This window comes from Scopulibacillus daqui, assembly GCF_016908855.1.
Classification (GTDB): domain Bacteria; phylum Bacillota; class Bacilli; order Bacillales; family Sporolactobacillaceae; genus Scopulibacillus_A; species Scopulibacillus_A daqui.
In genome coordinates this window covers 65892-83691 of record NZ_JAFBER010000006.1, presented here as the reverse complement: position 1 = coordinate 83691, position 17800 = coordinate 65892, and the positions used below count along the sequence as shown (strand labels likewise).

General features: G+C 40.2%; 15 protein-coding genes and 1 other annotated feature. Of the genes, 7 read left to right on the top strand and 8 right to left on the bottom strand.

All coding sequences use genetic code 11. The features are described from left to right. Positions 1-41 precede the first annotated feature (41 nt). Positions 42-1397, bottom strand: a complete 1356-nt coding sequence (locus tag JOD45_RS06555) for an APC family permease (protein ID WP_205003074.1) — start codon at positions 1395-1397, stop codon at positions 42-44. A 348-nt stretch (positions 1398-1745) separates the two neighbouring features. Between JOD45_RS06555 and JOD45_RS06550 the strand changes: the two genes are divergently transcribed. From JOD45_RS06550 to JOD45_RS06535, 4 genes are all read left to right on the top strand, one after another. Next, positions 1746-1973, top strand: a complete 228-nt coding sequence (locus tag JOD45_RS06550; RefSeq protein ID WP_205003073.1) for a FeoA family protein — start codon at positions 1746-1748, stop codon at positions 1971-1973. Next, positions 1973-3973, top strand: coding sequence for a ferrous iron transport protein B (feoB, locus tag JOD45_RS06545; protein WP_205003072.1), 2001 nt, complete (start codon positions 1973-1975; stop codon positions 3971-3973). Before JOD45_RS06550 ends, feoB begins: the two co-directional genes overlap by 1 nt. 18 nt (positions 3974-3991) lie before the next feature. Further along, positions 3992-4195, top strand: coding sequence for a FeoB-associated Cys-rich membrane protein (locus JOD45_RS06540; RefSeq protein ID WP_205003071.1), 204 nt, complete (start codon positions 3992-3994; stop codon positions 4193-4195). 232 nt (positions 4196-4427) lie between these two features. After that, positions 4428-5375 (top strand): F510_1955 family glycosylhydrolase, encoded by a 948-nt coding sequence (locus tag JOD45_RS06535; protein WP_205003070.1) that lies wholly within the window; start codon positions 4428-4430, stop codon positions 5373-5375. Positions 5376-5566: 191 nt separating this feature from the next. On the opposite strand, the gene JOD45_RS06530 is transcribed toward JOD45_RS06535, so the two are convergent. Beyond that, entirely contained in the window at positions 5567-5926 is a 360-nt protein-coding gene (locus JOD45_RS06530) for a LysM peptidoglycan-binding domain-containing protein (protein ID WP_205003069.1), read from the bottom strand. Positions 5927-6159: 233 nt separating this feature from the next. After that, positions 6160-7242: a histidinol-phosphate transaminase gene (hisC, locus tag JOD45_RS06525; RefSeq protein ID WP_205003068.1), complete on the bottom strand. Its 1083-nt coding sequence runs from the start codon at positions 7240-7242 to the stop codon at positions 6160-6162. Positions 7243-7289: 47 nt separating this feature from the next. Further along, positions 7290-7516: a binding site (T-box leader), on the bottom strand. 339 nt (positions 7517-7855) lie between these two features. On the opposite strand from hisC, the gene JOD45_RS06520 reads away from it, so the two are divergent. From JOD45_RS06520 to JOD45_RS06510, 3 genes are all read left to right on the top strand, one after another. Then, positions 7856-8932 (top strand): bifunctional 3-deoxy-7-phosphoheptulonate synthase/chorismate mutase, encoded by a 1077-nt coding sequence (locus JOD45_RS06520; protein WP_205003067.1) that lies wholly within the window; start codon positions 7856-7858, stop codon positions 8930-8932. 169 nt (positions 8933-9101) lie between these two features. Then, positions 9102-9221, top strand: a complete 120-nt coding sequence (locus JOD45_RS06515; RefSeq protein ID WP_205003066.1) for a YjcZ family sporulation protein — start codon at positions 9102-9104, stop codon at positions 9219-9221. A 122-nt stretch (positions 9222-9343) separates the two neighbouring features. Continuing rightward, positions 9344-9850, top strand: a complete 507-nt coding sequence (locus JOD45_RS06510; protein WP_205003065.1) for a transposase — start codon at positions 9344-9346, stop codon at positions 9848-9850. Between the two features lie 630 nt (positions 9851-10480). Here the strand turns inward: JOD45_RS06510 and gntK are convergent. The 5 genes from gntK to JOD45_RS06485 form a co-directional block, all read right to left on the bottom strand. Next, positions 10481-12028 carry a gluconokinase gene (gene gntK, locus JOD45_RS06505; protein WP_205003064.1) on the bottom strand — a complete coding sequence of 516 codons (1548 nt, stop codon included), beginning with the start codon at positions 12026-12028 and terminating at the stop codon, positions 10481-10483. Positions 12029-12056: 28 nt separating this feature from the next. Continuing rightward, entirely contained in the window at positions 12057-13418 is a 1362-nt protein-coding gene (locus tag JOD45_RS06500; RefSeq protein WP_205003063.1) for a GntP family permease, read from the bottom strand. Positions 13419-14008: 590 nt separating this feature from the next. Further along, on the bottom strand, positions 14009-14920 hold the full coding sequence (thrB, locus tag JOD45_RS06495; protein WP_205003062.1) for a homoserine kinase: 912 nt from the start codon (positions 14918-14920) through the stop codon (positions 14009-14011). Then, positions 14917-15978, bottom strand: coding sequence for a threonine synthase (gene thrC, locus JOD45_RS06490; protein WP_205003061.1), 1062 nt, complete (start codon positions 15976-15978; stop codon positions 14917-14919). The genes thrB and thrC overlap by 4 nt, the downstream gene beginning before the upstream one ends. Then, positions 15979-17271, bottom strand: coding sequence for a homoserine dehydrogenase (locus JOD45_RS06485; protein WP_205003060.1), 1293 nt, complete (start codon positions 17269-17271; stop codon positions 15979-15981). Between the last annotated feature and the right edge of the window lie 529 nt (positions 17272-17800).

Below are 17800 nucleotides of genomic sequence, written 5' to 3'. Positions count from 1 at the left end.
TACTTTATGAAAGAAAGAACTCGCCAATTGGCGAGTTTTCTTTAACCGGCTGCTTCTTCTGATTCTTGTTTTGACTGATATCTTTTCATTTGTTTTCTTAACAGCCAATAGACGGGCAATCCAGTCAGCATTAAACCGATTGAGTAAAGGCTGTCCTTAGGGCTCGTAAATATTGTGCTTAAAACAATATAAGAAGAGCCGGCAATAGCTATTATAGGTATAATCGGGTATAAAGGCACGCTGTAGGGCCTTTTTATCCCTTTGTTTCTCTTTCTGAGGATAAAGACAGCAATAAATGATAGGATATAAAAAATATAAATAACGAAAACGGCAATTTGTGATAATTGATCAGGATCGCTGAAACAAATAAATAATAGCGAAATCAAAACTTCTAAAAATATGGCATAGGCAGGTGTCGCAAACCTTTTATGAATTCTTGAGATCAATCCGGAAAAAGGCAATTCCCCTCTAACAGCCATGGCATACGGGATGCGCGGAAAAGTTAAAATCTTTCCGTTCAGGCAGCCAAAGATTGATATGAGAATCCCGATGTTGATGATTTTGCCTCCAACTCCGCCAAGAACTATGGAAGCCGCCTTTCCAGCCGCGTTTTCGTTTAAATGAACAATAGTATTTGGCGATAATATATGAAGAAGTGCGAAGTTAACGGCTAAGTAGGCGAAAGTCACGACAGAAAGTCCGATTGTAATAGCTTTTGGAAGGACTTTTTGCGGATTTTTCATTTCGCCGGCTACCAAGCTGATCAGCATCCAGCCATCATAAGCAAATAATGTTGCAAGGATAGCTGCGCCCATGCCGCCGATGCCGCCGTGGGAACTTGAAACAGCGATTCCAGTTATAGAACTTTGCCCCTTCCATAACCCAAACACGACAATAAGAATAACAGGAACCATCTTTCCAATTGTTGCCGCTGTTTGAATAACACCGCCGAATTTGGTGCCGATACTATTCATAATCGCAAGAAATAGTACAGCTGAGATACCGAAGATTGTTATCCAAATATGGCTTAATCCAAATAAATTAGCAAGCAATGAGCCAAAGTATAACCCAAGAGCCCCGATAATTGTCGGGCCGTATATAATGGTTTGCACCCATCCGCTTAAATAGCCGATAATCTTGCCGTAGATTTCCTCCATATACACATAAAGACCGCCCGTTTTTGGGATCTGTGTGCTGAGTTCACTCACGGTTAACCCGCCGCAGATGGTGATGATGCCGCCTAGAGCCCAAGCCCATAAAGCGCCTTGAGCACTGCCGGCCAGATCGATGACTTGTCCCGGTTTCATGAAAATCCCTGAGCCAATAACCGTTCCAATGACAATTGAAAGGGCTGTGCTTAATCCAATGTTTCTCCGTAATTGTTGATCGTTGTTCATAGCTCTCCAACTCCTGATGCAAGTTTTTCCTTTACGAATGGGAGAGTTACGAAAGGGCATACTTCGATGATATCATAAAGCAAGATGCTTTCACAGAGTAAAGCACCCTATTAATTAATGGAAGATTTGCTGTTGACAATACGATTCAACATTGAATGATTTGCCTTGAAACTGGATGGTCATAAACGGTTCCGGACAACAGCTAGTATGACAATGCGATAAAGTGGGGGCCATGATGAAACAGCCTGATTATATTTTGAAAATTTCAAGTAAAAACCACTTTACAAAAGCGTTGATTTTATTTATGATAATGATAATGATTCTCATTATTATCATGGGGGAATGGGGATGGAATTAACACAAATGAAACCCGGTGAAAAAGGGTTAATTACTGATATATCAAAAATCAATCCTCTTATCCAAAACCGTTTGCTTGATCTGGGCATTAAAGAAGGGGAAAGGATTTGCTATAAATACGCTTTGCCGTTTGGCGGCCCCTGCATGCTTGAAGCGTGTGGACAATGTATTGGTATTCGAAGAAAAGAAGCTAAGTGTATCAGGGTGGAGAAATGCTAATGGAGATTGCATTATTTGGGAACCCGAATACAGGCAAGACATCGCTTTTTAATATTTTAACAGGCTCATATGAATACGTTGGCAACTGGAACGGCGTAACCGTTGAGAAAAAGGTCGGTACACTCAAAGGCCAAAAAGCTTTTCTCATTGACCTTCCAGGTATATATACGTTAAATCCATTATTAAGAGATGAAGGCATCGCCAGTGAATTTTTATTAAATGAATCATTTTCTTCGGTATTGAACATTGTTGATGCGTCACAATTAGAGAGAAACTTGCATTTAACGATTCAGCTGCTGGAATTTGGGAAACCAGCTGTTATTGGTTTGAATATGGTAGATGTTGCGCGGGCGCGAGGCATACAAATAGATGAGCAGGCACTTTCTGAACAGCTGGGTGTGCCTGTTGTTTCAATTATTGCAAGAACAGGCAAAGGGTGTAAACAGCTTGCTCAAGAACTTACAACGGCTGATACAGGTATAACACCGTTACATATTGATTATGGCGAACCGGTCGAGTCGGCTGTAGAGAAGCTTATCTCTATTATGCCTGATGCTAAAGATTTAAATAAAAGATGGCTGGCGCTTCAGTTTCTGGAGGGAAATCAAGTCGTAAGGTCACATCTGGAATCATGCATCCATCCGGAACAGTTAAATCATCTCTATGAAACATTAAGTGATGAATTGAAGAAGCAGCATCAAAAGAAATCTATTAAGCATCATTTGCATGCCGTAAGACAGCAATTTATTTCATCCATTCTTGAAAATACCGTCACAAAGACAGGTGTTAAAGGAACAACATTAACTGAAAAAATTGACGCCATCGTCACTAATAAGTTTTTGGGAATCCCTATATTCCTAATGTTAATGTTTATCGTATTTAATTTGACCTTTAATTACCTTGGTACACCGTTGTCAGATGCTCTCGATGCTTTCTTTTCCGGTCCGTTGACTGATTGGATAGGCAAGGGGCTGACAGCCATCGGCGCCACACATTTCATAAGGGATGTCGTTCTCAACGGCATTGTAGCAGGTGTCGGCGGGGTATTGGTCTTTGTTCCGCAAATTTTCATTCTGTTCTTCTTTATATCATTAATAGAGGATTCAGGGTATATGGCAAGGGTTGCCATGGTTATGGATCGGATTATGGAATCTGTCGGTTTAAATGGCAAAGCATTTATTCCTTTAATCATTGGTTTCGGCTGTAACGTTCCGGGCATTATGGCGACAAGGACGATTGAACAGCCAAAGGAAAGGCTGCTGACGACGCTGCTTACGCCATTAATGTCTTGTTCGGCGCGGTTATCTGTATACAGTTTATTTGTTGCTGCCTTTTTTCACAAGCACCAAGCGCTGATTGTTCTTTCTTTGTATGTTCTCGGCATTATCGTTGCATTGATATTAGCAAAAGTCTTTTCGCTGTTTATTAAGGGGGAAGGTTCAGTTTTTGTTATTGAACTTCCGCCGTACCGCGTCCCTCAAGCTAGAACCTTATTAAGAAGTACTTGGGAGAAAGGAAAAGGGTTTGTAAGAAAAGCGGGCACATTCATCTTTGGCGGAACGGTAGCCATCTGGTTCTTGTCTTATGCGGGGCCTGGCGGATTTAACGTTCCTATCGACAAGAGTTTTATGGCTATTATTTGCAGTTATATTGCACCGTTGTTAGCGCCGCTTGGCTTCGGCACTTGGCAGGCGGCAGGCGCGCTGATTACTGGTTTTCTGGCTAAGGAAGTTGTTGTTTCAACAATGAATGTCCTTTACTTTGTCCCAGATGGCCAATCGCTGACACATATCATTACAGGCTTCTTTACACCGCTTCAAGCCTATAGTTTCATGGTTTTTATTTTATTGTATGTACCATGTTTGTCTACTGTCGCTGTGATACAAAAGGAAGCAGGTTCAAAAAAATGGACGGCATTTTCTATTTTTTATGCCTTAGCCATTGCTTATATTCTTTCTCTAATCATCTACCAAGGCGGAAAATTGCTGGGTTTCCATTAACGAGGGGGTAGAAAGAAGATGATGATAAGTATTATCATAGGCGTACTAATCTTTGGGTATGCGGCTTTGACATTAATCCGGTTTGTTAAAAAGAGCCGTCAAGGTCAATGTGCCTCTTGTTCGATGAAAAAATCATGCCAATCAGGCTGTTCAAGCGTTTCAAAAGAAGAGCGTGAAGCGCTGATTCAAACGATGAAAGAAAAGGCAGCGCATCATTCCTGATAATAAAAGCGAGTTCCTAGTGTCAAGCGGCGCGGAACTCGCTTTATTTCTTTCCAGTTATTATTGACGCATTAATTTTTCAATACTGTGACTAAATGCATTTTTTCTTAGAAAAAACTGATCATTTGCCAGCTTATGACTTGTTTAATGCTGCGATAATCTTTATCATTAAAATGAATTGGATGATGAGTAGCGAGAATCCAACAAGTTTACCTAAAAGGAGCATCGTCTAATGACAAATAATCCAACAGCGAATGGCTCAAAGAAAGGTTTTGGCGGGCTGTTCGTCATCGTTATTGTTTTTATAGCTATAATCGTTGCCTTGTTTCTCTATCTTTATAATGGCTCACAAACGAAAACGATGACATTTAATAAAATTTATGGCTTAGGATACACAAATAATGGACAAGACCTTTATATACCAGTACAAGATGGGGTTGAAGTCTATAATAAAGGCAATTGGAAAAAGCTTAATGCAGATAAAAATAATTATTTGGGTTTTGCCGCGTCAAATGACGGTTTTTACGGCAGCGGCCATCCCGGCAAAGATTCAAAACACCCAAATCCCCTTGGATTGATTAAGGTTACAAACAAAGGCAAAGATATAAAGACATTAGGGTTTTCCAAAGAAACCTATTTTCAACATATGGCTGTTGGGTACTATTCCCACGCTATTTATGTATTTAACCCACATAAAAATTCAAAAATGCCGAGTCCAGGACTTTATTATTCATTAAATGATGGGAAGTCATGGGTAAAAAGCGCTGCAAAAGGATTAAAAGGGGAGCCGCAAACCATTGCCGTCCATCCTAAAAAAGAAAATATAGTTGCAGTTGGCACAAATGAAGGCTTATTTCTATCCAAAGACTATGGCAAAACGTTTAAATTAAAATCATTGAATAAAAATATAACAAGCTTATGGTTCGGTTTTGATGGTTATATCTATGCGGGGGCTTACACAAACGAGTCTGAATTAGACAAGGTTGATCTGAAATCAGACAATGTGACTCCCCTTGATATTTCTTCGGTTGAACAGGATCCTATAAAATACATTGCACAAAATCCTAAGGATCCAAAGCAAATGACCTACTCTACGCAAAGCAATGCTATTTATACGACTGAAAGTGCCGGGCAAAACTGGGTTGTTCTTGCTAAGGGGCAAGGATTATCCGGAAAATAAAACCTGGCTGCAGCAAACCTGGAAGGATATTTAGGAGCAAAGTCACGCAAAGCTTTCAGGAACTTTATTGACAATTGATGAATGAAAAAGAAGCTTACCATGATGGTAGGCTTCTTTAATGCGATGAGAAAGCATCTTTTAGGACTATGATTCGATTCGCCGCAAGCCAGCGCTTGCCCTTATCTTTGCTTCTAATGATGGTGCCCTTCAAGATGTCTAACTCGGCTTTCTAATTGATTCAGCCGGCGCTCTGCCTGGGACAATCGCCGCTCTAAGCGGTGTATTGCTGCAGATTCATGCGGATGATGTGCTTCGCCTGGGTGATGCGATCCGCCCGGGTGATGTGTGCCGCCGCCTGGATAATGCGGCATGCCTGGATAATGTGCACCGCCTGGATGGTGGATACCTTCAGGAATTCTTATTTGCTGTCCAGCCTGCAGCGATGGTGAATGCAGTTGGTTATAACTCATGAGATAATGCGGGTCAATGCCATACTTCGATGCAATTGAATAGATGGTCTCACCTTGTTGAACAGTATGAATCATGCTCATTAATCACTCCCTTAATTACTCGTTAATAGCCTATTCTGCAAAGAGCGATTGTTGCATGGGCAAAAGCCTAAAATAATGCAGTGAGACAATCTCATAATTGAAAAATTTTAATGAATCCGTATTTAATAAGATATAATCAGGTGTTTTTATATCTATTCAGCTTAACATCAAAATAAATTTAAAGCTTTACAAGTTCTTGTTTTTAGCGTGTTTCCGATATTCAGGAAAAAATTTCAGTTCGCTGTATGAGCATGAGCCACAATATCTTTAAAATCAGATAATAGCTGTTCATTTTCTTCTTCTGTTCCGATCGTGATCCGCAAACCATCTGGAAATAGGCGGGCAATATAGCCTTTTTGCAGCAATAGTTCATAAAGTTTAGCGCCGTTATCCGTCTTTAAAAATATAAAATTAGCTTGTGATGGATAATAATTGATTTGATGCTCTTCACAAAAAGCCTCTAATGCTTTTAAGCCTTTCTCGTTGATTTTAACGCATTCTTTGATAAAGTTTTGATCCTCTAAAGCGGCTTCAGCTGCTATTTGCGCTGTACGGCTCGTGTTAAAAGGCAGGCGAGTGACTTCTAATTTTTGTATAAAGCTGCTGCTGCCGATGCCGTAACCAACACGAAGCCCAGCAAGGCCGTAAGCTTTGGAAAAAGTGCGTAATACCATAACATTCTCGTTATTTTCTAATAATTTTACTGAATGAGGAAAATCTTCGGCAGTCACATATTCATAATAAGCTTCGTCAATAACAACCAAGGTTTCTTTTGGAACCCGGGAGATAAAATCTTTTAACGATGTTTCATTGATGTAAGTGCCTGTAGGATTATTAGGGTTGCAAATCCAGACTATCCTTGTTTGGCTGTCAATTTGTGAAAGCATTGATTCTAAATCATGATGGCCGTTGACAGTGGCAGTTTCTCTAATTTCCGCACCTTCAATCACCGCATGGAGTTTGTATTGGGAAAAGGTAGGAGAAGCCATTACAACGTTTGATTCTGGCGTAAGCAAGGCGCGGCTGATTATTTGAATAACTTCATCAAGACCCGCTCCAAAGATAATCTGGTCTTCATTAACACCCAAATGGCTTGCCGCTTTCGTTCGCAAATTCATCGCCTGTCCATCAGGATATACGGCACATTGCGAAGATGAGCGCGCCAATGCTTCTGCAGCCTTTGGCGAACAGCCATATGGATTTTCATTGGAATTAAGCTTAACTATTTTTGCTAGACCATAGTCTTTTTTGATTTCCTCTACAGATTTTCCCGGCTGATAAGCTTGTAAAGACAAAATTTGATTTTTGACTAACATATGGATCATCCCCCTTTTTTATTGAAAACAAAAAACGCCCCTACGCATGCAGGGACGAAATTATTTCGCGGTACCACCCAATTTGCGGAATCAGATTCCACCACTCATTAGGATAACGGCTGATCCGTCTTTTTTTAATGATCTGGTACACACCAGACGTTCGAAAAAGAAGCTCAAGGACGAATTTCATGTTCAACTTTGTACTGGTTTGCACCTACCACCAGTTCTCTGCAGCAGGGAGTCGAATATTACTTTTACCTGTCATAGCTTTTGCCATCATTTATTTAAAAGTATTTTATCATGGAATCCTTACTTTTTTAAAGATCTTTTTTCAAAAAATAAAATTTTTATAATTTTTGTAAGGGTTTACACTATTGATAATCCAAGAAATTTATATTTTTAAAAATAAAATATTGAAAAATATAAGTATTGACTTTTTGGTGCAGGTTGTTTATCTTATGGAGCAATAACAACAATTTTTTAGCACGATTAAAGCATTGAGCGCCTATTTTTGGTACTTAATATTGGCGTTGTGTATAAAATGATTTTAGCGATTTTAAGCGTTGAAGTACTAAAATATCGTGCTTTCAATTGAGTTTAAGGAGGGTTACTTATGTCAGGACAAAACCTTGAAAGTCTTCGCAAACAAATTGATGACATTGATCTGCAATTGTTAGATCTGCTCAACAAAAGAGGAGAAATTGTAAAAAATATCGGCAAAGTAAAAGATGAGCAAGGCATTAAACGATATGATCCTGTTCGCGAACGCAAATTATTGGACACGGTTGCCGAGAAAAATAATGGGCCGTTTACAACGTCAACAGTCCAGCACTTATTTAAACAAATTTATAAAGCAAGTCTTGAACTTCAGGAAGCTGATAATCGTAAAGCATTGTTAGTTTCTAGAAAGAAAAAGCCTGAAGACACGATCGTTAATGTTAAAGGTGAAAATATTGGAGACGGCCGTCCGCACTTCGTAATGGGGCCTTGTGCGGTGGAAAGCTATGAACAAGTAAAAGAAGTCGCTCTGGCGCTTAAAGAACAAGGGTTAAAGCTGATGCGCGGCGGCGCCTTTAAGCCAAGAACATCCCCATATGATTTTCAGGGACTTGGGATCGAAGGCTTAAAAATTTTAAAGCAGGTGGCAGACGAATTAGATTTGGCGGTCATCAGCGAAATTACGCATCCAAATGATATTGAAGCTGCTGTCGAGTACTTGGATATTATTCAAATAGGCGCTAGAAATATGCAGAACTTTGACTTATTGAAAGCAGCGGGTTCAGTTAACAAACCTGTTCTATTGAAACGCGGTTTATCGGCTACTATTGAAGAATTTATGTTTGCAGCGGAATATATCATCTCTCGGGGCAACAGTCGGATTATTTTATGCGAGAGAGGCATTCGCACTTATGAAAAAGCGACAAGAAACACTTTAGATATTTCTGCAGTCCCAATTCTAAAGCAAGAGACACATTTACCTGTTGCGGTTGATGTGACCCATTCTACCGGCAGAAGAGATTTGCTTTTGCCTGCAGCTAAGGCGGCGATAGCGATTGGCGCTGATGCTGTAATGGCCGAGGTGCACCCTGATCCGGCAACAGCCTTGTCAGATGCCGCTCAACAAATGGACATTCCGCAATTCCATGAATTTATGAATACTCTTAAATCACAGGCTGCAATTTATGCTTAATCCCATTCATGTAAAGTTACAGCTTTAAGACATCGCTGTTTCAGCTCGGGGTATAGATGCGCCTGCCGGAAAAGCAAAAAATTTATTGTTTGATTTTACTTTTGTCCATAACCAAAAAGCCGAAAGTGCATAACTTATAGTATACACCTAAAAAAGGGGGTGTAGTCTTATGGGTTACGCAGGTGGCTGCGGCTGCGGATATGGCGGCTATGGAATGGGCGCAGGTTTCGCGCTTATCGTCGTCCTATTTATCTTATTGATCATCGTTGGTGCTGCTTACGTTTACTAAAACATCAAAAACTCGCCGTTTCGGCGAGTTTTCGTTTTTTATTTAAAAAAGTACACAAAAAAACCGTCCAATATTGTAAAATGAAGTTACCACACAACATTTAAAGAAAGGACGGTTTTTTTATGAGTAATCAAACGACTACTATCGAAAATTATAACACACAAATAACATTTCTTCAAGAGGCAGAGGATAAAAAGAACCCCAAAAGACAATTAGCCCCTACTTTCAAACCATATAATAACCGTCAAGTTCAAGCTATTTTTGATATTGAAGCACTCATACCAGAGCATCATGCCGCACGTGTGGTGGATGAAATGGTTGAAGCTGTGCCAGATGACCAATTGTTTTCTCATTATAAAGGCGGCGGCAGAAGTTCCTATCATCCGAAAATGATGCTTAAAATCATTCTCTATGCTTATTCCCAAAAGGTTTACTCTTGTCGCGGCATCGAAAAATTGACAAGAGAAAATATCCCTGCCATGTGGTTGGCGGCGATGCAGCAACCAGACTTTCGCACGATCAATGAATTCCGCGGCGAACGGATGAAAGTCTTAATGGATGATTTATTTGAGACCATGATTCTGCAATTAATTAAAGACGGATACATTACGATGGAAACTACTTTTTGATGGCACTAAGATTGAAGCCAATGCCAATAAGTATTCTTTTTTATGGAAAAAATCGGCAGAGAAATTCGAAGCAAAATTAAAGGAAAAAATCCAAGAAACACTAGAGCACATACATGAACTCACTCAATCAGAAGCTGGAACGGAGAAAAGAAAAGCGAGCAAAATGCGGAGATCACCGAACAAAATTTGGAGAAGCCGCAAAGGAATTGACTTTTTTTTTAATTACAACAGTTGACTAAAATAGTAATTTATTCTGTATAACAATTCACACTAGTTGCTTAAGTCAATCATGACATCATGAAAGGATTGTCCTAATTGGATGAAAAAGCTTAAAATAGTTGTACCAATATGGTTAATTACCGCCCTTTTAATAGTTATCGTTAAACCCTCATATTGGCTCCTGACTCTTTCGCTTGCAAGTTTATTATTTGGATTTATTGGCCTAGTTAAAAGAAAAACTAAATTTGACAGATTTGCAGTCATTTCAGGGCTAATATTATTTTTGATATTTCTTTTTCTTTTCTTTATATATGGTTTATAAGTTCATTCAATAATATTAGAGGCCGGCTCAAAAAGTCGTAAAGGACTGCTAGAGCCGGCCTTTTCTATATCATTATTTTACGTTGAGCGTTATTTTTCTAAATGATTTCTTTGAAAATCGGCAATGCGATGATATTCTTCGGCCATTCTTCGTGAAAACGATAAAAAAATAGGTTTGAGTTCATTATAGACTTCGACGTTTTCCGGAATAGGCTGGTGTTTGTGGGTGATGCCGATCATATCACTGACCACATCAAGAGAATCAATCTCTCCTATTGCATACAGACCTAGAACAGCCGCTCCTAGACATGAACTTTCAAAGCTTTCCGGTATGGTTACATTTTGTCCAAAAATATCGGCCATGATTTGGCGCCACAGTTCGGAGCGGGCAAATCCCCCCGCTGCCTGAACGCTTTCCGGCATGCCAATAAGTTCCTGAAGGGCGAGAAGGACACCATAAATATTAAATATAACTCCTTCAAGAACGGCGCGTATGAGATGGTCGCGGGTATGATGAAGGGCGAGGCCGAAGAATGATCCGCGTGCATCAGCGTTCCATAATGGGGCGCGTTCGCCAGCCATATAAGGGTGGAATAAAAGGCCATCGGAACCAGGGGCTATTTTTGCCGCTCGCTTAGTTAATATATCGTAAGGATCAAGCCCTTGCTGCTTAGCTTTTTCTATTTCAGCGTCGCCAAGCTGGTCGCGAACCCATCGGAACGTCAATCCGCCGTTGTTAACCGGGCCGCCGACAATCCAATGATTTTCTGTTAAAGCATAGCAGAAGGTTCTTCCTTTTGGATCTGTAACTGGCCGGCCGCTTATAGCGCGGACAGCACCGCTTGTTCCGATTGTTACAGCGACAACCCCCGGTTTAATTGCATCTAGTCCAAGATTTGATAAGACGCCATCACTTGCTCCAACGACAAAAGGTGTATCAGTTCTAATTCCCATAGCATGAGCCGCTTTTGGATCTAAATGTTTCATAACATGTGTTGTCGGGACAAGCTTTGATAGCTGATCAGGGGAAAGGCCGGCAATATCTAACGCTTCCTGATCCCAATCAAGTGCTTTTAAATTAAACATGCCCATAGCTGAAGCAATAGAATAATCGACGATATATTGTCCAAACAGTTTAAAAAAGACATATTCTTTAATGCCAATGAATTTATAGGTTTTCTTAAAAGTTTCGCGGTGCTCATTTCTCAGCCAGAAAAGTTTAGATAATGGCGACATCGGATGAATTGGTGTACCGGTGCGCAAGTAAATGTCATGTCCATTAAATTCATTTTTGAGTTTCTCAGCATAAGAAAAACTTCTGTTATCTGCCCATGTAATGCTTTTAGTCAATGGCCGGCTGTTTTTATCAACAGCTATCACACTATGCATCGCTGAACTAAAGGAAACAAGCGCTAAGTTAATTGGATCTATTGCACTTTTTAACATGATTTGTTTAATCGACTCAATGACGGCTTGATAAATGTCATCAGGATCTTGTTCAGCCACCGACGGCGTTGGGCTGTATAATGGATAACCAACGGCGTGTTGGGCAGCGATTTTGCCATCCTTTGCAAAGAGAACGGCTTTTGTACTTGTTGTTCCAATGTCTACACCTATCATATATGTAGATTCTTTCACAAAAAACCCCTCATTTCATCAAAATGCACTATAAAATAACATTCAGTATTAATATAATAATGATCGAAACGACAGAAATAAGCGTTTCCATAACGGTCCATGATTTGAATGTTTGCGAAACAGACATATTAAAGAACTCCTTGACCATCCAGAAACCAGCATCGTTTACATGCGATAAAATCAGTGAACCAGAGCCGGTAGCGAGTACGAGCAATGGTAAATTTACGTCCGGAGCTTGAGCAATGATCGGTGTAACAATTCCGGCGGCAGTAGTCATAGCTACTGTTGCAGAACCTGTTGCAATACGGATGAGCGCAGCAACCAGCCATGCAAATAAAAGCGGTGAAATGTTGGTATGCGATGCAATATCAGCAATAGCATTGCCGACACCGCTGTTAATAAGCACAGTCTTAAATGCGCCGCCGCCTCCAATAATTAAAATAATTGATGCCGTAGGCGCCAAGCATTGCGAAGTAAATTTAGAAACATCTTCTCTGGACATTTTTTTCGAATAACCCAGTGAAAAAAAAGAAAAAATGACAGCAACAATTAATGCCACAATTGGATTTCCGATAAAGTCAAAAATCGTTTTAACTGTATTATTTCCTTTGGCAGCAACATCAACGACCGCGCTTAAAAGCATTAAAATAACTGGAATCAATATAGTGAATAATGTGATCCCGAAACCAGTCGTTTTAAAATGGTTGTCTTTTCTAGAAAATTGCTTGGCGAGTTCTGTTGACGGCGATAATTTGATTCTTTTGCCAATGAATGTCCCGAAAACCGGGCCAGCAATGATCGCTGTTGGAATAGCGACTATGAACGCATAGCCAATAGTTTTTCCAATGCTTGCATGAAAAGCATCTATGGCGATCATTGGTGCAGGATGCGGCGGGAGAAGGCCATGAACTGAAGAGAGACCGGCTGCCAGCGGGATCCCAATTTGCAATAAGGACATATTGGCTTTCCGTGCAATTGTAAAAACAAGCGGTATTAAAAGAATTAACCCGACTTCAAAAAAGACCGGAATGCCGACAATTAATGCGACGAACATCATTGCCCAGTGAACATTTTTTTCACCAAACCGCTTAATCAGTGTACTGGCAATAATATCAGCCCCTCCGGATTCCGACATCATTTTGCCAAGCATCGTACCGAGTCCGATAATTACAGCAATAGACCCCAGTTGGCTCCCGACGCCGTCTTGAACAGATTTAACAATATCAGGAAATTTCATTCCCGCAACAAGACCTAATAAAATGGAAACAAGAATAAGAACAACAAAAGGGTTCCATTTTACTTTTGCAATGAGGACAATGAGGAGAATGATGGCAACAAGTGCATATAAAAGTAAGCTGGTGTGATGACTTAGTCCAAATACACTATACATTTGAAAGTAACTCCCTTACCCTTAATATATTTAATGAATAAATGATTGCAGGTTAAATCATCAGTCCCTTCATTATTAAGGTAAAATTTTATGGCATTAAACCTTTTGAAAATGCTTTCAACGTTAAATATTTTATAACAAAATATTTTTTAAACAAAACCGTTTGCATTTAAATATGATTACCGGGACTATAAGTATTGTGCTTTGAAAGATAAGGGCAAAGGAATGGAATATAGGCGGAAGGCAAATCTACAGAAGGATTGATCAAAGACATTAATTAAGTTTTAATAAAAAATATGTCAGCGCGGTACAACTGTTTCAAATCTCAACTCAATACCTTGCGTATAAAAAATGTTCCCGGTTTCAGGGAACATTTGATGTCATTAATTACCGCATCCTTATCCATACATAACCGACCCCATAAATAAGAGCGGCAATAACGATAACTATCCAGACATATTTGGTATATCTTCCTTCAACATTCTGCTTCAAATTAAGGACCCCCTTTTTCTTTTATCTTTTCCCGAAAAAAGAGGTCCATGCAATGATATTTTTTAACAACATTTTTGAGCTGATAAGGTATATTTTACTTAAAAAGTTTTTTCTTCTTCAGCTAATCTCCAAACCCCATGATTTACAGGAGAAAGTATTTCGCAATGGTACTCTGGAAATGCCGTTTTCAATATCGATGCGATATATTCACCTTTACCTTTGGGGATAAAGCAATTAATTGTAGGACCTGCACCGCTTAAAGCTGTGCCAAGGACCCCGAAATCCCGGGCTAAAGCGGCTATTGTTGGGAGATCGGGTACAAGAGACTCCCGATAAGGCTGATGAAATACATCTTGATCCATCATTTTACCGGCTAGTTCCCAATTATTTTGCAAAATCGCCGCAACTAGGACGTTTCCGACTGCACTTCCTTTAATGGCTTCGCTGTACGATAAAGATTCCGGCAGCACATTGCGGGAATCCTTAGTTTTAAGTTCTGCCGATGGAATCATGGCTATTAAATCAATATCAGGCGCAGGCAATGCGACAGTTTCAGTTTTTTGCTCAGTATGAAGCGACACGGTTAGTCCGCCGTAAACAGAAGCCGTTGCATTATCAGGATGCCCTTCAAAGCAGCTGGCTAAATGCGCCTTTTCCTGTTTTGATAATTGAAGTTCATGTATGATATTAGCGATTTCCACCCCAGCGACAATGGCTGCAGCACTGCTGCCAAGTCCTCTGGCGAGAGGAATGTCACTTTGCATGGTTACGGATAAAGGCAATAGTTTTTTATTATATTTTTCGCTGACCATTTGGGCAGCTTGATATATAATATTTTCTTCTGCTTCAGGCAAGTTAACCGGATTTTGATCAAAGGCAATATGCCAGCTGTCTGCAGCTTCAACATTAAGGTAAAGATAGCGGTTGACGGCAAGGCCAATTGAATCAAACCCCGGCCCAAGGTTTGAAGTGCTGCCGGGTACTCTTATTTGAAATGGAAGCTGATTCACTTTGCAACACCTTCTCCTATAACATCAAGCAATTGGTTTTTTTCAGCTTTTAACAGGGTGGGCTGAACGGTTAAAGTATCCATGGCTGTTTCAGGGTCTTTAAGGCCATTTCCTGTTAATACGGCAACGATTTTCGCGCCTTGTTTGATTTCTCCTGTTTCAATCTGTTTCTTAATGCCGGCAAGAGATGCGCAAGATGCCGGCTCCGCAAATAGGCCTTCTTCTTTTGCCAGTGTTTTATAGGCAGCCAAAATTTCCTCATCCGTAACGCTGTCAATTTTTCCTTTTGAGTCTTTCGCAGCTTCGACAGCCAGATGCCAGCTGGCAGGGTTCCCGATTCTTATTGCTGTAGCGATCGTTTCAGGCTGTTCAATGACTTTATTCTTAACAATTGCCGCTGAACCTTCTGCTTCGAATCCGCGCATTTGCGGCAAAGACATTTGATTTCGTTCATGAAGTTCTTTAAAGCCCTTCCAGTAAGCAGATATATTCCCGGCATTGCCGACAGGGATCGCAAGAATATCCGGCGCGCCGCCTAGTTGTTCACAAACTTCAAAAGCGGCTGTTTTTTGGCCTTCAAGGCGGTAGGGATTAACAGAGTTGACCAAATGATAAGAAGAATGCTGAGCGGTGTATCTGACGATTTCTAAAGCATCATCAAAATTGCCGTCCACTTCGTAGATTTTTGCACCGTACATAACGGCTTGAGCAAGCTTGCCCAGGGCGATTTTACCTTTAGGAATAACAATTAAGCATTCCATATTAGCCCGGGCACTGTACGCGGCGGCTGACGCGGCCGTATTTCCTGTGGAAGCGCAAATCACGCCTTGTCCTCCTGCTTCTTTTGCTTTAGCAACAGCTAGAACCATTCCGCGGTCTTTAAAGCTGCCGGTTGGATTCAGGCCCTCATATTTGGCATAAATCTCCGCACCCCATTGTTGAGATAATTTCTCCAAAGGAATTAATGGCGTATTTCCCTCCATTAAAGTGAGTCTTGGGGTTTTTTCATTAACTGGTAAAAAATTTTGATAAGTAGAAATAAGTCCCTGCCATAACATTTAATTCATCCCCTCAACACGATAATAGCTTTTGACATCACTAACAACATCAAGATCTTTCAAAAGCTGGCAAGTATTTTCGAATGCCTGCTTGTTCGTTTCATGGGTAATAATGGCCACTTCAGCTTTTTCGCCTCTAATTAATGGCTCTTGGATTAACTTTTCCAAACTAATGCCCTGTTCCTTGAATAAATGGCTGACTTTAGAAAATGCTCCCGGCTTGTCAAAGACATGCATTCTTAAAAAATATCGGCTGGCAATGGCTTCCGCTGGTTTACATTGCTTTTTTAAATTTGGAAGAAAAATATGATGGCCTGTAATGCCAAGGCTAAGGTTTTTGACGACAGTGATCAGATCGGAAACGACAGCGGTAGCGGTTGGCAATTCACCTGCTCCCGGTCCGTAAAACATTGTTTCGCCGCACGATTCGCCATATACATAAACGGCATTATATTCATTTTCAACAGAGGCCAATGGATGCTGAATCGGCAATAATGTCGGCTGAACGCTGATATCAATCAAATGATTTTCATATTCTGCAATACCGATTAATTTGATCGTATAGCCAAGCTTTTTGCTGTAAGTAATATCTTCTTGCTCTACTTGGGTAATCCCTTCAATCGTTACATCTTCCAGATTTACCGGTATTGAATAGGCAAGATGGCTTAAAATCACCATTTTTCTCGCGGCGTCCAGTCCTTCAACATCAGATGTCGGGTCCGCTTCTGCAAAGCCTAGTGCTTGTGCTTCCCTGAGCACTTCTTCATACGAAACTGGCTGTTGGCTCATTTTGCTTAATATATAGTTTGTCGTGCCGTTAACGATGCCGATGATCTTTTGAATACGGTCTGCTGCAAGCCCCTCTGTTAAGCTGCGGATAATCGGAATGCCGCCGCCGACGCTTGCCTCATAATATAAATCACAATGGTTATCTGCAGCAGTTTGAAGCAGTTCGCTCCCATGGAGAGCCATAAGATCCTTATTTGCTGTAATGACATGCTTTTTGTTTCTTAAGGCCTGTAAAATATATTCACGCGCTTTGTTAATGCCCCCCATGACTTCGATGACAATATCGATATTCGGATTATCTATAATATCTCTGGCATCTTGAGTCAGACAGCGGTTATCAAGTTTGATTTTTCTTATTTTGTCTTTATCCCGGACAAGTATTTTTTCAATATGGATTGAACACCCAGTGCGCTCCTTCAGCTTTTCTTGATCATCTGTAAGCAAATGAACGACGCCGGTGCCGACAGTTCCAAATCCTAATAAACCTACCGATACATGATCCATTATTTATCACTCCTGTATTTGTAAAAGAGACAAATGTTTTCTGTTAGTGGACATTATATCGGTGATCCTTCAGTTATACAAGATCATTTTATAAAAAATTTAAAATTTATTTTCCCACGCTAAATGATATTTTAGCTAGTAGAGAAAGCTTGAGATGCCTTGTTTGGAAAGGTGTGGAAACCGATTGAAACCGTTTCAAAAAAATTTACAATCAAGTCACAATTTTTATATAAGTAAAGCAATGACAAGGTTGTAAGCGATTTCAATATATACTCATTAATCAAAAGAGTCAAAAAAATTAAAAATAGGTGTTGACCGCCTCCGCAAAAAAGCGTAATATGATTCACAATTAATCAAACAAAACAAGTCAACGACTCGCTGAAATCGCTCAAATGTTTTGAGCTGCAAAGCGAAATCTCTAAATAATCTAAATAATGATTTAGAGAATCTTAAACCGTATACAGCGGATGTTAGAGGCGCAAACAATGAATGATGACGGCTGTATCGCTGAAGGATGGGCGACACCGTT